The organism is Shewanella sp. Isolate11 (genome assembly GCF_022398315.1).
Lineage (GTDB): Bacteria > Pseudomonadota > Gammaproteobacteria > Enterobacterales > Shewanellaceae > Shewanella.
The window spans coordinates 708,860-722,629 of record NZ_JAKEVF010000002.1 but is presented as its reverse complement, the minus strand read 5'-3'; the positions used below and the strand labels follow the sequence as shown (position 1 = coordinate 722,629).

13 protein-coding genes are annotated in these 13,770 nt (G+C 41.7%); 7 read left to right on the top strand and 6 right to left on the bottom strand.

The features are described from left to right. Positions 1-18 precede the first annotated feature (18 nt). Entirely contained in the window at positions 19-1,431 is a 1,413-nt protein-coding gene (gene sbcB, locus L1D21_RS08385; RefSeq protein WP_239844781.1) for an exodeoxyribonuclease I, read from the bottom strand. 161 nt (positions 1,432-1,592) lie between these two features. Between sbcB and L1D21_RS08380 the strand changes: the two genes are divergently transcribed. The 3 genes from L1D21_RS08380 (at position 1,593) to L1D21_RS08370 (ending at position 3,787) form a co-directional block, all read left to right on the top strand. Next, positions 1,593-2,423, top strand: coding sequence for a hypothetical protein (locus L1D21_RS08380; RefSeq protein ID WP_239844780.1), 831 nt, complete (start codon positions 1,593-1,595; stop codon positions 2,421-2,423). Positions 2,424-2,464: 41 nt separating this feature from the next. Continuing rightward, entirely contained in the window at positions 2,465-3,277 is an 813-nt protein-coding gene (gene rlmA / locus L1D21_RS08375; RefSeq protein WP_239844779.1) for a 23S rRNA (guanine(745)-N(1))-methyltransferase, read from the top strand. Between the two features lie 303 nt (positions 3,278-3,580). Further along, positions 3,581-3,787: a cold-shock protein gene (locus tag L1D21_RS08370; RefSeq protein WP_028764848.1), complete on the top strand. Its 207-nt coding sequence runs from the start codon at positions 3,581-3,583 to the stop codon at positions 3,785-3,787. 284 nt (positions 3,788-4,071) lie between these two features. Here L1D21_RS08370 and L1D21_RS08365 read toward each other — a convergent pair whose 3' ends face one another. The 4 genes from L1D21_RS08365 to L1D21_RS08350 all read right to left on the bottom strand — a co-directional run bounded on the left by L1D21_RS08365 (position 4,072) and on the right by L1D21_RS08350 (position 7,478). Then, the gene (locus tag L1D21_RS08365) at positions 4,072-4,974 is read right to left on the bottom strand and encodes an ABC transporter ATP-binding protein (RefSeq protein ID WP_239844778.1); all 903 of its coding nucleotides are present in this window, start codon (positions 4,972-4,974) and stop codon (positions 4,072-4,074) included. Further along, the gene (locus L1D21_RS08360) at positions 4,971-5,807 is read right to left on the bottom strand and encodes an ABC transporter permease subunit (RefSeq protein WP_239844777.1); all 837 of its coding nucleotides are present in this window, start codon (positions 5,805-5,807) and stop codon (positions 4,971-4,973) included. The genes L1D21_RS08365 and L1D21_RS08360 overlap by 4 nt, the downstream gene beginning before the upstream one ends. Before the next feature lie 70 nt (positions 5,808-5,877). Beyond that, positions 5,878-6,534 carry a DUF480 domain-containing protein gene (locus L1D21_RS08355; protein WP_239844776.1) on the bottom strand — a complete coding sequence of 219 codons (657 nt, stop codon included), beginning with the start codon at positions 6,532-6,534 and terminating at the stop codon, positions 5,878-5,880. Between the two features lie 113 nt (positions 6,535-6,647). Next, positions 6,648-7,478 carry a S1-like domain-containing RNA-binding protein gene (locus tag L1D21_RS08350; RefSeq protein WP_239844775.1) on the bottom strand — a complete coding sequence of 277 codons (831 nt, stop codon included), beginning with the start codon at positions 7,476-7,478 and terminating at the stop codon, positions 6,648-6,650. Positions 7,479-7,901: 423 nt separating this feature from the next. Between L1D21_RS08350 and speA the strand changes: the two genes are divergently transcribed. From speA to pdxH, 3 genes are all read left to right on the top strand, one after another. Then, positions 7,902-9,815 carry a biosynthetic arginine decarboxylase gene (gene speA, locus L1D21_RS08345; protein WP_239844774.1) on the top strand — a complete coding sequence of 638 codons (1,914 nt, stop codon included), beginning with the start codon at positions 7,902-7,904 and terminating at the stop codon, positions 9,813-9,815. Positions 9,816-9,920: 105 nt separating this feature from the next. Continuing rightward, positions 9,921-10,856 carry an S-adenosylmethionine decarboxylase proenzyme gene (locus L1D21_RS08340; RefSeq protein WP_239844773.1) on the top strand — a complete coding sequence of 312 codons (936 nt, stop codon included), beginning with the start codon at positions 9,921-9,923 and terminating at the stop codon, positions 10,854-10,856. A 143-nt stretch (positions 10,857-10,999) separates the two neighbouring features. Continuing rightward, positions 11,000-11,641 (top strand): pyridoxamine 5'-phosphate oxidase, encoded by a 642-nt coding sequence (gene pdxH, locus L1D21_RS08335; RefSeq protein ID WP_239844772.1) that lies wholly within the window; start codon positions 11,000-11,002, stop codon positions 11,639-11,641. A 79-nt stretch (positions 11,642-11,720) separates the two neighbouring features. Here pdxH and L1D21_RS08330 read toward each other — a convergent pair whose 3' ends face one another. Next, the gene (locus L1D21_RS08330) at positions 11,721-12,497 is read right to left on the bottom strand and encodes a hypothetical protein (protein WP_239844771.1); all 777 of its coding nucleotides are present in this window, start codon (positions 12,495-12,497) and stop codon (positions 11,721-11,723) included. 224 nt (positions 12,498-12,721) lie between these two features. On the opposite strand from L1D21_RS08330, the gene cysB reads away from it, so the two are divergent. Further along, on the top strand, positions 12,722-13,696 hold the full coding sequence (gene cysB / locus L1D21_RS08325) for an HTH-type transcriptional regulator CysB (RefSeq protein ID WP_239844770.1): 975 nt from the start codon (positions 12,722-12,724) through the stop codon (positions 13,694-13,696). The last annotated feature ends 74 nt before the right edge of the window (positions 13,697-13,770 follow it).

Sequence of the window (13,770 nt, the reverse complement as noted above, 5' to 3'; positions counted from 1 at the left end):
ATTCATCTGGAGTTTACACTACAAATTACTTAGGTAATGACATAGTGCTGTGAGTAACTTTTGCTTTTCAGTATCAGGCTGAGTTTCATTACATAAGGTTTCTAATTTGTGCAAGTAGTCAGCATCATTAAGCCTTTGTTGGCAAAACTCTCGCCAGCGGTATTGTTCAGAATCATCAAGAGTTTCTGGATAATTACGCCCACGATAGCGGAATAACATCTCCTTAAGTCTAGGATCGTCGAAATGAAGATCCAACGCGGCTAGATTGTGTGGCTGGGTATGACGGATGATCTCCATTTTATTTTTGTCAGCCTGACTAAAAAAACCACCGCTATAAAGCTGCAAATCTGGATCTGTGATTTCACTGCCATGATCGTTATCAAATACTGCAACCAACTTTTCTCTGATCTCAGGGTGTTGTCTTAAGCGCTTATATTGTGCTCTGGCAAATTCTTTATCGATACTTAAACGTTCGGCATTGTCATCGGTCAGGGATTTGGCGGGGGCAATGAATGGGCATTTATTAATATGCAGTTGTTTCAGACCTATGGGTAATTCATCGGCGGCGAGTTCGTGGCGCGGAGTATACATACGCTGTTTGATCTGCTCGACATCGAGCTCTAATAGCGGAGTCACATCCATGGCTAAATTGACGCAAATAACCGCGTTTTTATTGCTAATGTGGTGAGCAATGGGGGCGATTAACGTCGTGCAGCCATTCAAGGCACTGATCTTGGAGCTGACATGCAATAGAGGCTGCATGTTGAGTACATCTATTTGTTTATTTACTTCGTTTTTTTTGCGCAGGCTAAAATAATAATCAAATAGTTTGGGCTGTACTTGTTTAATCAATTTTGCCATTGCAATAGTGGCGTAGACATCTGACATCGCATCATGGGCTTTTTCATGACTTAAGTCATTGGCTTGAGTAAGATGCTCAAGTTTAAAACTTGGGCTGCCATCTTCTTTTGAAGGCCATTCAATGCCATCAGGTCTTAGCGCATAACAAGCTCTGACCAGATCGATAATGTCCCAGCGAGAATTTCCATTTTGCCACTCTCTGGCATAAGGGTCGAAAAAGTTACGATAAAATCCATAGCGAGTGACTTCATCATCAAACCTGAGCGAGTTATAACCAGCAACACAAGTATTTGGCACCGAAAATTGTTCATGTACTCTGGCCATAAACTCAGCTTCAGGCATGCCTTTTAAATTGGCCAGCTGCGGTGTTATCCCTGTGATCAATATCGCCTCTGGTGAGGGCAGGTAATCCTTGGCCAACTTACAATAAAAGGTGATTGGCTCTGAGATAATATTGAGATCTAAATCGGTGCGAATACCAGCAAACTGTGAAGGCCTATCTTTAGCAGGATTGGCGCCAAAGGTTTCATAATCGTGCCAGAAAATGCTCGCTAAATTATTAGATGACATATAAAAGTGGGCAAAATGAATAGTGCTTTTATCATAGCATTCACAAACTCATTGATGCCATTGGAATTGGGATTAATCATAATCAAGGAAAAATAGGGTAAATGAACTGGTCGCTGGAGAACAACACAGCTACAATGGAGTGCAATGTAAAGGAAATCTTCATGTTCGAGTCGTTACTTAACCAGCCGCAATTAATTGAACTGACTTACGGTTCACAACTCAAATTGAGTTTACGTGATCAGATCAGTGATATTAGTTTGTTGCAAACTTTAGGCGGTCATATTGCCGAATGGGTGGTGGTTGATACTAATAGCCGTAGTGTGACGCTGGTGGCTCGAACGCATCCGTTTCTGCAGATCGAAAATCAATCACAGCTTACTATTGTTGAGCAGTCACAAGAATTTGTTCAACATGAGATCATCCGTACTCATGGTCAAGGTGTACGTTTATTTGGTTCGTTAGGATTTTCGCCCTCCATCTGTATTGGTTTGTTACGCCAAGGTTTATTTATTTCAATTGATTCTAAGCAGGCGGGAGAGGTGAGTTTCTCACCAAGATTTGATAACAAATGGCAATTGATTGAACTTGAAAATGATTTACGTTTGTTCAGTGAGCCAAACGAGATGCATAGAGCCAAAGCACTTCTTGCGAGAAAATTAGATTACGAGTTAAAGCCAGAAGCTTATTTACTCGATATCAGTGAAATTGAAATCGTAAGTAGGGAGCTTAATCAGTTTGCCGGTAATCATAGCGTGCATCACTTCAGTGGCATTGTCGGTGAGCTTTCGACTATTGAATCGCAATTGCATCGCAGAAAACAATTACTTATTAGGTTATATCAGCAGCTATTAGAACGACCTAACTGGCAATATTCTTCTAATAGCGCCGATGATTTCGACAGCATCAAGCGCAAGTTGGAATCCTATCAGTTACTCGCCCCACCAGAGCTTAATGCGATGGTTGAACAAATGTTTATTGATGATCTTGACTGAAATTATCCTTTCTACTCCAGTTCCCAGTTTCGGAAAATTTAATGAATTATCGTTGTCCAATTTGTAGTCAAACTTTGCAATTAATTCAACAAACTTGGTGTTGTGATAACAATCATAGATTTGATTGCGCCAAAGAGGGCTACGTTAACTTATTGCCTGTACAGAAAAAACGCTCAAAAGATCCTGGTGACAGTAAAGAGATGATGTTCGCTCGGCGGGAGTTTTTGAACCAAGGCTATTACCAATTTATGAGCGATAGAGTTAATCAACTGGCATTAGAGTTTGCGCCAGATGCGATACATGGCTTAGATATCGGTTGTGGTGAGGGCTATTACTCACATCGATTACAACGGGTGATGCAGACCAGAGGCGAGTTTAGTTTAAACGGGGTTGATATCTCCAAGTCGGCGCTGAAATATGCGGCGAAACGCTATAAAGAGATCGACTTTTGTGTCGCAAGTAGTTTTGAAATGCCATTTGAAGACAATAGCTTTGATTTCATGTTGAGAATCTATGCGCCGTCTCAAGATGCAGAGTTACATAGAGTCGTGAAGTCTGGAGGTATTTTGATCACCGTATCAGCAGGGCCGCAACATCACTTTGCGCTGAAACAACGTATTTATGAACAGCCGCGCTCACATCCTGATATTGTTAGCCAGATTGAGGGCTTTGAATTAATACATGGAGAACGGGTTCAGCAGCTGTTGCAGCTAGAAGACCCCACCGATATAGCAAATTTTTTAGTGATGACACCCTATAATTGGAAATTTACAGCAGAACAAAAACAGGCGATGACGACGGCAAAGTTTAGCTGTGAGCTAGATTTCAAGATAGAAGTCTTTCGAGCGAGCTAGCGTGTTAATCATTGTTTAAGTTATCTATTTTTTTGCCCCCAAAAAACTGTTCAACATGCGGTTTAAATTTTCAGTCATTAATTTGTAACAACTGACAGAAATTTAAGTAAAAAATCAGATTTTGGATGGTTTAAGGTTGTTGACATACTGCTAGAATCATTTATAGTGATTGGAGCTTGAAGGTTGGGCTTAACTTTATGTGTTCAATACGACCAGTTCGTCCTGTTAACATAAGTAATACCGGCATTTTCCAGCTCTACTGCCGTTTATGGCTTTAATTTATTTAGTTACAGGATTTATATCATGTCTCAAGTTACTGGCGTTGTTAAGTGGTTCAACTCTGACAAAGGTTTTGGTTTTATCGAGCAAGAGTCTGGCCCAGACGTTTTCGTACACTTCCGTGCGATCAACTCTGACGGTTTCAAAACTCTTGACGAAGGTCAGAAAGTGCAGTTCACTGTGACTCAAGGTCAAAAAGGTCCACAAGCTGAGAACGTAACTGTTCTTTAAGCTGACCTAGTAGCATATAGCTACTAAAAAGAATTCTAAGAGCTGCGATTAATCGCGGCTCTTTTTTTATGGGTAATTCATGTACCTAGCCAGATTATCCGGCTTTATGAACCAGCTTTGTCTTCGCATCTTCTCGCAATATCGTCCATTTACGTTGCTCAATATCTACTTATTAACTGCTGATTTTTACTCTCAATTTGATAGGCAAGTCATAGCTATAATAAAGCCAGCATGATGCTGGCTTTATGGTTTAGTTACTCTAGTGAGCTTAACGCTGCTCAGCCTTAGTTTGAAAACAGCTTATCCTCAAGGGTTCTACCACGCTGGATAGTTTTGTATGACCAACCTTGTTCACTAAACAGATTGAGTAGCTGCTGCTCAATCTGAAATCCTTGTAGTACCTCATAATGAAGCACGAATTCATGATACTGATTGCTCTTAACCGATTTAACCTGTGGCCAAGTAGAAAGGATGGCTATGAGTCGTTCGCTATCACATTGCTGCATCGCTAAGGTGAGATAATCTTCAGCCTGATTGTCTTTTATCGACACCGATTGATTTAGCACGCCTAAGTCGAGATATAACACCTTGTCGCACAGCTTTTCTAGCTCATCGAGATTATGCGAGCTGATAATAAATGTGGTTTGGCTCGATTGGCTGCGTATTAATTCTCTTATGGCTTTGGCATTGACAGGATCGAGGCCTGCTGTTGGCTCATCTAATAACACTAATTGAGGAGAGCCTATCAGCGCTTGGGCAATGGCTATTCGTTTTCCCATACCGTGGCTGAGCGCCAGTGGTTTCTGCTCGGCTACATCAAGCAAGTTGACTAAGTTTAATACTCGCAGTGCTTCCTGCTTTGCCGATGATTTATTAAATCCCTGTAATTGTGCAAAAAAACTTAATTGTGTTAACACGGTCAAATTAGGATCGAGTCTGGCATCCTGAGGTAAGGCGGCGACATTGCCTAACAAGGCACTGTCACCGGGCTTATGACCCATAATATTAATCTCGCCCTGGGAAGGGCTAATATAACCACATAAAAGTGAGAATAGGGTGGTTTTACCCGCCCCATTGGGGCCGACTAAGGCGATGGCTTGTCCTGCATCGATGTCGAAACTAACATCATTTAATGCTCGTTTGTTGCCATATAATTTACTGACATTTTGGCAGCAGATCATTTTCATAGTGCAATCCTCGCCATATAGGTTCGACCTAAAAGCAGCAATATGGCGGCTTGCACTAGGGGGACAACTGTAATCCCTAGATTGTTAAAGCCGTGGCTATTAATCATGATTGATAGCTGTGCGCCAGGAATTAGCCAATTTAGTGTTTCGCCAATTGCTGGCAAGTAGTGTGAAATCAAACCATTAATAATCGATGTGCCCACTAAAAATAATGTGGCATATATTGTCGCTTGACGAGCCGAATTAGCATGAAGCGATAACAAGGCCATTAATGCTGTAAAGGGCAAAATCACTATCATGATATTGATAAAGATAAATGTACTCGATGCCAAGGCGACCCATATTAAACTGGTGTCACGATAGCCCACCAGTAACAGTGTCGCTAACAATGTAAAGCCCAGTAGCAAGGCTTGAATTAACAAGTAACCAGTGACGCGCCCAAAGAATAATGTGTCTCGACTGGTACGCAGAGTAAGGAAGCGAAAAGTTCCTCTGGTTTTGTCTGAGGCAAACTGATCGGCGCAGACAAACAAGCTGAATAGTGGGAACAAGTACAGAGCAGCAACCCACATAATCGCCATTTCAGCCACTTTCCAAGAGAAAAGCTCTTTTACGGAGTCTTCACCAAACATGCCTGTCAGTAAATGCTTTAAATCTGGAGAGAATAAGTAAAATGATGCTTGTCTGATGGGATACCAAAGCAAAACAAACCAAACAAGAGAGAAAGCAGCTAGGGCTACAATACCACGTCTGCTGAAGAGTATCTTTTTCAATTCAAAGGTTGCTAAGAGCAACGCTGCATTGATAGGGTTTTTAGTTGTCACAGTATTCAATGATAAATCCCTTTTTAATTATTGCCCTACGTTAACATCTCTGTATGCAACAGGGTATGTTGAAATGTGTTTAATTGTTACTTTTTAGTTGTAAAACTAGCTGTTTTAACTCAGCGACTTCCAGTTCTAATTGAGATACTCGGTCAGCTAAAGCGGTGGAATGAGGTTCTGGGTTATCAGTGTTGCTGGGGATCACAGAGAGATCATCTGTTGACAAGTTATCACTCGTTTCGCTTAATAGTTCGGTGAAGCGACATTCGCGTTTCCCTGGTTCTCTAGGCAGTTGCTGTACTAAGGGGGAGTCTAACTGGTTGAGCTCCATAAGGGCACTTTCAACTTCAGCGACATCGCTAAAAGGATGTAATCTGTTACTACGAGTTCGCAACTCGCCTGGCGTTTGTGGGCCTCGAAGCAGTAATAAACAGATAATGGCGACTTGAGCTTGGCTCAGTTGTAATGCACTGAATTCGGTGTTGCAGAAACGATGTTTATATTTGACGACTCGGGAGCCAAAACCGCTCTGTTCGCTTATTAGTCGTTTCTTGTTGAGCGAATCTAAGGTTGATTGGACTTCTGATTCAGTTAAGTTCATCACTGGCTCACGGCTGGATTTTTGGTTACAAGCTAAGGTTAGGCCGTTTAATGAGAGTGGGTATTGTTCTGGTGTGGTTTTTTCTTTTTCGAGTAAGCAACCGATAACGCGAGCTTCAAGTGCAGTGAGTTTCATCATTAGGTCTTATCTAAAATAAAAGCATAGCCTTGTTATAACAGAGCTATGCTTTTGTGCAAAGACAATCGCTAAGTTGGCATTTTTACTGGTTAAAAATACCTCGCATACGTTTAAATAAGGCGTATACCGTCGGTGTCTATGGTGATTTTCTGCATTTTATATAAACCGCCGATGCTCTTCTTAAAGGCTTTTTTACTCATGGCCAATTCGGCATAAATTACTTCAGCATCGGTTTTGTCAGTAAGGGGCAAGAAACCATCTGATTGTTTTAATTTAATCATAATGGTGTTGGCATGTTTATCGAGTTCTTCTTTGGCACCGCGCTGTAAAATCAAATCGATTTTATCGTCGCTGCGAACGCGCTTGATAAAGCCATTAGTACGCTGGCCAAAACGCAGTGGTTTAAACACTTCATTTTTATATATGACGCCCCAGTGGGCATGATCGATAATCGCTTTGTAGCCCAAATCAGTGGTGCCTGCGATGATCAAACTGACCTCTTGCCCATTACGATATGGCGGCGGCGTTTTATCTAAAAATTTATCGACTTTTGATGACGCAACAATACGTTCATCGGCACTGTTTTGATAAACATAAACCAAATAAGAGCGACCAACCTCAATCTCTCTATGTTGTTCGCCGAAAGGGAGGAATAAGTCTTTATCTAAGCCCCAATCTAAGAAGGCGCCATAAGGACCAGTAGCTACGGCTTTTAGATAAGCAAATTGCCCTACCTGAACTTTTGGTTGCTTGGTCGTAGCAATTACCATGTCTTCAGAATCAAGATAAAGAAACACCTCGATGTTATCGCCAATTTCAAATTCTTTGGGTGCCACTTTTCTTGGTAGCAAGACTTGACCTAATTCATGGGCATTAAGATATACACCAAAATCGACCTGTTTGACGATCTCTAACGTGCAGGATTTTCCTATCTCTATCATGGGATTCTCTATGGTTTTGTCGAACAACTTCGACTGCGGATTATAGAGTAATTTTGCCTAAGATGCTTGAGCAGTTATTGGTTAAGGCTATTTATTTTAGCTAGGCTAATAAGTTTACAGTTACACGTGACAAAATTTGTCTTATGGAAGTGATAAAAGTGCATTAAAGGTTGTAATAAATTAATGTGTTATTGATACTTGCAATTAATTTATTTCGGGGGTTTAATTGCGCGCCTTTTTTGCTTTATCCCTGGATAAGCTTGGGTAATGGATTAGGGCGTGTGAAGCGAATACTTAATACGGCCTCCAAACAGTTTTGATGTTGCCTTTGTGTGCCAAGATGTGGCGATATTGAATTACATTAATGTGTTGGTAAGCGCTGCGCGAGCCAAATATGAATGTCGATAGACAGGTTGAGAAAATATGAGTAATTGGTCTATTAAAGATGCTTATGCAGGTTATAACGTTAACTACTGGAGCTCTGGGCTCTATGGCATAAGTGAGGCCGGTGAGGTGACGGTTTCGCCCGATCCGAATCATCCTGAACACAGTATTGGATTAAATGAGTTGGCCAAAGATATGGTCAAATCAGGTGTTGCTTTACCCGTACTTGTGCGTTTTCCGCAAATTTTGCACCACAGAGTCAATAGTCTTTGTCAGGCGTTTAACCAAGCGATTCAGCGTTACGATTATCAATCTGATTACTTACTTGTTTACCCTATTAAAGTTAATCAGCAGCAGACTGTAGTTGAAGAGATCTTAGCCAGCCAAGTCTCTAAAGAAGTGCCGCAGTTAGGCTTAGAAGCCGGTAGTAAGCCCGAGTTAATGGCCGTGCTAGCCATGGCGCAAAAAGCCAGCTCAGTGATTATCTGTAATGGCTATAAAGATGTTGAATATATTCGTTTAGCGCTGATTGGTGAAAAGCTGGGTCATAGCGTTTATATCGTCTTAGAGAAACTGTCAGAGCTAAAAGTCGTACTCGAAGAAGCCAAAAAACTTGGCGTAACACCTCGATTAGGTTTGCGCGTACGTTTGGCGTTCCAAGGTAAAGGTAAGTGGCAAGCCAGTGGCGGTGAAAAATCTAAGTTTGGATTGTCAGCGGCGCAAGTGTTAACAGTGATTGACTCTCTCAAAGCCAATGACATGCTTGATTGCTTACAGCTGCTGCATTTCCATTTAGGTTCGCAAATAGCCAATATTCGTGACATTCGAAGTGGTGTGAGTGAAGCTGGTCGTTTCTATTGCGAGCTGCAAATGCTGGGTGCCAACGTTAAATGTTTCGACGTCGGTGGTGGTTTGGCTGTGGATTACGATGGAACGCGAAGCCAAAGTAGTAACTCGATGAACTACGGTTTAACTGAGTATGCTAACAATATTGTGAGTACACTTCGCGATATGTGTGATGAGTATGAACAGCCGATGCCGAGATTGATCTCGGAGTCGGGACGTTATCTGACCGCACACCATGCCGTGTTGATCACCGATGTTATTGGCACTGAAGCCTATAAGTCGGAAGAACTCGATCCACCCAGTGAAGAAGCGCCCCAGCAGCTTAAAAACATGTGGCAGTCTTGGACTGAAGTGAGTGCCAGAGCTGATCAGCGTGCGCTGATTGAGATCTATCATGACGTGCAAAGTGATTTGGCTGAAGTGCATTCATTATTCGCGTTAGGACAGATGAGTCTTACCGATAGAGCTTGGGCTGAGCAGATGAATTTGCGTGTCTGCTACGAATTAAAAGGTGTGATGAGTGGTAAGTACCGTTTCCATCGTCCCATTATTGATGAATTAAATGAAAAGTTAGCAGATAAGTTTTTCGTTAATTTCTCACTGTTCCAGTCTTTGCCTGATGCTTGGGGGATCGAACAGGTCTTTCCTGTGATGCCGCTCAGTGGATTAGATAAGAAGCCAGAGCGCCGTGCTGTGATGCTTGATATCACCTGTGATTCGGACGGTATTGTCGATCAGTATGTTGACGGCCAAGGGATTGAAACCACTTTACCTGTACCGGCATGGAGCGCAGAGAGTCCATATTTGATTGGCTTTTTCCTCGTTGGAGCTTATCAAGAGATTTTGGGCGATATGCATAATCTGTTTGGTGATACCAATTCAGCCGTTGTGCGTTTAGATGACGAAGGACTAGTGAATATAGAATCTGTACTCGCAGGCGATACCGTTGCCGATGTTTTGCGTTATGTGAACCTTGATGCAGTGTCCTTTATGCGTACGTATGAGGAGTTGGTGAATCAGCATATTCAAGAAGATGAACGTGCTAATATTCTCGAAGAGTTGCAAGTGGGCTTAAAAGGTTACACTTATTTGGAAGATTTCTCTTAAGCCAAAGTGTAAGCTTTAATTCTCAAAAGCCAGTTTTGACTCGGTCAAAGCTGGCTTTTGGCTATATAATCACTATCAATCATTCACTGGAGCAGCCCTATTAGCATGTTTTTTGAAGGTGCAGAAAAACGCATTGAGATAGTTATCGATGAAAGCCAAACGGGTTTTCGTGATAGAGAAATACTATTTTGGCAAACTGTGCTGGCAAAAGCGGGGGCGAGCATCCTTTCGAAAACCACCCATAATTATTGTGATGCCTATGTGCTTAGTGAGTCGAGCTTATTCGTCTGGCAGCATAAGCTGATCTTAATTACTTGCGGTAACACCAGTTTAATTGATACTACTTTGGCTATATTAACGTCGGTCGGCTGTGAGAATATCAAGGGCTTTAGCTATCAGCGCAAGAGTGAGCTGTATGCACACCTTCAGTCGAGCCGTTTTGAAGATGATGTGTGGCAATTACGTCAACATATTGCAGGTAAAGCCTATCGATTAGGTCATTTAGACAGCCATCATCATTACCTGTTTACCTATGGTGAAGAGGCTTTGAGTCGCCATTTTAGCGGCTTACAGCTATTTCATATTCGGGGTGAGTTTGCCGAGTATCTGCGTGCTGAGACGCAGAGTAAGCAGTATATTTTTCAGCAGTTAGGCTTAGCCGAACGCTTGCCCGACTTTCAGTTTGATGATCATCTGTTTACTCCCTATGGCTACTCATTAAATGGGGTGTTAGAGCAGCAGTATTTAACGTTACATATAACCCCGCAACTGCCGAACTGTTACATCAGTATTGAAACCAATATCGAACAGGACGAGCTAGTGTGTTCGCTGTTTGATGTGCTTTTAACGGCATTTAATCCTAGTCGTTGGGATATGATTAATATCGACTCTACAAAATTAATTGGATTGGCGAATACTGTGGCAAAAGATGCACAACACTTATCTCAAATTCAATTGTCAATTGGACGGCAAAAAACGGTTTTTATTAATCATTATAAACAGTTGGATTGTGAACACCTTGTCCCTGTAGAATTAACCTAATTAGGCTTTAATTGGCCTACAAGAATGTTGAGTTGCACTAAGGCTAATTGTTGCAATAGCAACGACAGGGTAGATGGATGCAAGGGCCTATGCTTTAAAATGAGTTAGTCCCTGTTTAATCTTGATGTAGTAAAGGAAAAGAGATGTCGAACTTAGATGATATCAGACGGGAATATACCTTAGGTGGCTTACATCGCGAGGAACTTCCCGATGATCCTATGGTGCTATTCGAGAAATGGATGCAAGAGATCCGTGATGCCAATGTATTAACGGATCCAACGGCGATGTCGGTGGCGACAGTCGATGAGCATGGCCAGCCTTTTCAACGTATCGTGTTGCTAAAACGCTTTGATGATAACGGCTTTGTGTTTTTTACTAATTTGGAGAGCCGTAAGGCTGAACAAATTGCTCAAAACAGCAAGGTGAGTCTGTTATTCCCTTGGCATCCCCTTGAGCGACAAGTGGCAATTACCGGAGTTGCAGAAGCATTATCAACCACTGAAGTACTAAAGTATTTTATTACGCGGCCGAAAGAGAGCCAGATAGCGGCCTGGGTATCAAAACAGTCGAGTAAGATTTCTGCCCGTCAGGCGCTTGAGAGTAAATTTGCTGAAATGAAGGCCAAATTTAGTAAAGGCGAGGTGCCATTACCCAAATTCTGGGGCGGATATGTGGTGAAACCTTCTAGTATTGAGTTTTGGCAAGGTGGTGAATATCGTTTACACGATCGTTTTCTTTATAGCCGACAGGACGTGGGTTGGGATATTTCGAGATTAGCGCCTTAGGTAAAGATAATTGAGCTTCTACATCATAAAAAAACCACCAACTGAACTTGGTGGTTTTTTTTCAGTAAGTCAAATGGGATCACCATTTTTTCTTAGGTTGGAATAATACATCAATATCATCTTCGCCCTGTTTTCTCTGTACCACATCGGGTTCGGCGAGCTTTTGTGCGCCCATTATCTCATCAAGTAATAATTTGGCTTCCTCGACTTTTTTCATGATGAAAGGATCGTTAGGCGTCAGCGCCTTAATGGTATGGAGTGTTGCTAAAGCTTTAGTAACCATCTGTTTTGATGAGCCATATTGCTTCATAAAACAGGCAGTACGTGCCCGAGAAAGCATAGATTCAACATTAATTCTGAGCTGTAAACTATCTACGCGAGCCTCTTCTTGAGCGAAAATAGTGGGCTCAACTTTGCCTTTGTTATGTTCGGCGCGAAGGATAGCTTTTAGTTTTTTTAATACTTGAACCAAGGTCAAAATCTGTTTATCGGTATCGGGTAAGCGAAACTGTTCAACAGAGGGATTTTTTTTCGGGTTAGCATTGAGGGCTTCGATCTGGCCATTGAGATCAATTAAACGGCGGCGGTAGTCAGCAGCTAAGCTTCCACCTAGATGACTCGCCTGAAATAACGCCTCTTGAATGCGTTTATAGAGGATAAGGGTGATATCGGTAGAGCAGGGGAACATGCCGGTACAAGACAAGACATTTTCAGTTTCATCAATAATGGCCCGTTGGCGTGCGAGTTCAATTCTTCTTTCTGCTTCTACACGCTCTTTATGCTGTTGTATCACATTGATACCGATAACTAGAAGCAGTAAAGCACCAATTAGGATCAGAACCAAAGTAAATATCATTGGGTTACCATTATTTTTATAATTAGGTTAATACTACAATAAATCAAAATACTAGCATAGCTATCTTATTTAAGAGTATTGCTAATCTCTCATCATAGATTTTTGATATATGCTATATTCCAGATTGATTTAATTTTCTGCATGCACTATAACTATTTCTTATACTTAAAGTTACAATTATTGTGCAACCACATGAGCATTGCACACCTTTCAAAGGATAGAAGATGAAGCTACAGCAACTGAGATATATCGCCGAAGTGGTTAATCACAACTTAAACGTTTCGGCTACTGCGGAAAACCTCTATACATCTCAGCCTGGCATCAGTAAACAGGTGAGAATGCTTGAAGATGAACTGGGGATTCAAATTTTCGGTCGCAGTGGTAAACATTTAACACATGTGACACCAGCGGGTCAGCAAGTGATCAGTATTGCCAATGATATTTTGGGTAAAGTTGAGAGTATTAAAAAGGTGGCTGAAGAGTACACTAAACCCGATCAAGGTGAGCTAAATATTGCTACGACAGATACCCAGGCTCGTTATGCCTTGCCCAGTATTATACGTGGCTTTATTGACCGTTATCCAAAGGTGAATTTACATATGCATCAGGGCACACCTTCGCAGATCAGTGAGTTGGCGGCGCGAGGAGATGCTGACTTTGCTATTGCAACTGAAGGGATGCACCTGTATTCCGATCTGATTATGCTGCCTTGTTATCACTGGAACCGCTCTATTGTTGTTACTCGAGATCATCCATTAGCCTCACGAACTCAGATTAGTATCGAAGATTTAGGCCGCTTCCCATTGGTAACTTATGTATTTGGTTTTGATAGAGAATCTGAGATTGAAAAAGCTTTTAACCGTGCCAATATCGATCCACGTGTAGTGTTTACCGCTACCAGTGCAGATGTGTTAAAAACGTATGTTCGACTCGGCCTAGGGGTTGGGGTTATCGCCTCTATGGCGATTGATCCCGTTATCGATAAAGATTTAGTGGCTATCGATGCGAGTCATTTATTTGCTCACAGTACTACTAAAATTGGTTTCAGAAAGGGTAACTTCCTACGTACTTATATGTACGATTTTATCGAGTATTTTGCGCCGCATTTGACTAAAGATGTGGTTGAAAAGGCAGTGAGCTTGAGGGACCCACAACTTATCGAGAATCTGTTTACCGATATCGAATTGCCAATTCGTTAATTTACTATTTTATCAAATATCAAAACCGCCCAAGTGTAAGCTTGGGCGGTTTTATTTTTGCTATTGGTATTAGC

Excerpts from the sequence above, each read along its gene's own strand:
- L1D21_RS08365 (WP_239844778.1), bottom strand. The coding sequence starts at position 4,974 with ATGAAAATGATCTGCTGCCAAAATGTCAGTAAATTATATGGCAACAAA.
- speA (WP_239844774.1), top strand. The coding sequence starts at position 7,902 with ATGAGTAATTGGTCTATTAAAGATGCTTATGCAGGTTATAACGTTAAC.
- cysB (WP_239844770.1), top strand. The coding sequence starts at position 12,722 with ATGAAGCTACAGCAACTGAGATATATCGCCGAAGTGGTTAATCACAAC.
- L1D21_RS08370 (WP_028764848.1), top strand. The coding sequence starts at position 3,581 with ATGTCTCAAGTTACTGGCGTTGTTAAGTGGTTCAACTCTGACAAAGGT.
- pdxH (WP_239844772.1), top strand. The coding sequence starts at position 11,000 with ATGTCGAACTTAGATGATATCAGACGGGAATATACCTTAGGTGGCTTA.
- L1D21_RS08330 (WP_239844771.1), bottom strand. The coding sequence starts at position 12,497 with ATGATATTTACTTTGGTTCTGATCCTAATTGGTGCTTTACTGCTTCTA.
- L1D21_RS08380 (WP_239844780.1), top strand. The coding sequence starts at position 1,593 with ATGTTCGAGTCGTTACTTAACCAGCCGCAATTAATTGAACTGACTTAC.
- rlmA (WP_239844779.1), top strand. The coding sequence starts at position 2,465 with ATGAATTATCGTTGTCCAATTTGTAGTCAAACTTTGCAATTAATTCAA.
- L1D21_RS08340 (WP_239844773.1), top strand. The coding sequence starts at position 9,921 with ATGTTTTTTGAAGGTGCAGAAAAACGCATTGAGATAGTTATCGATGAA.
- sbcB (WP_239844781.1), bottom strand. The coding sequence starts at position 1,431 with ATGTCATCTAATAATTTAGCGAGCATTTTCTGGCACGATTATGAAACC.
- L1D21_RS08355 (WP_239844776.1), bottom strand. The coding sequence starts at position 6,534 with ATGAAACTCACTGCACTTGAAGCTCGCGTTATCGGTTGCTTACTCGAA.
- L1D21_RS08350 (WP_239844775.1), bottom strand. The coding sequence starts at position 7,478 with ATGATAGAGATAGGAAAATCCTGCACGTTAGAGATCGTCAAACAGGTC.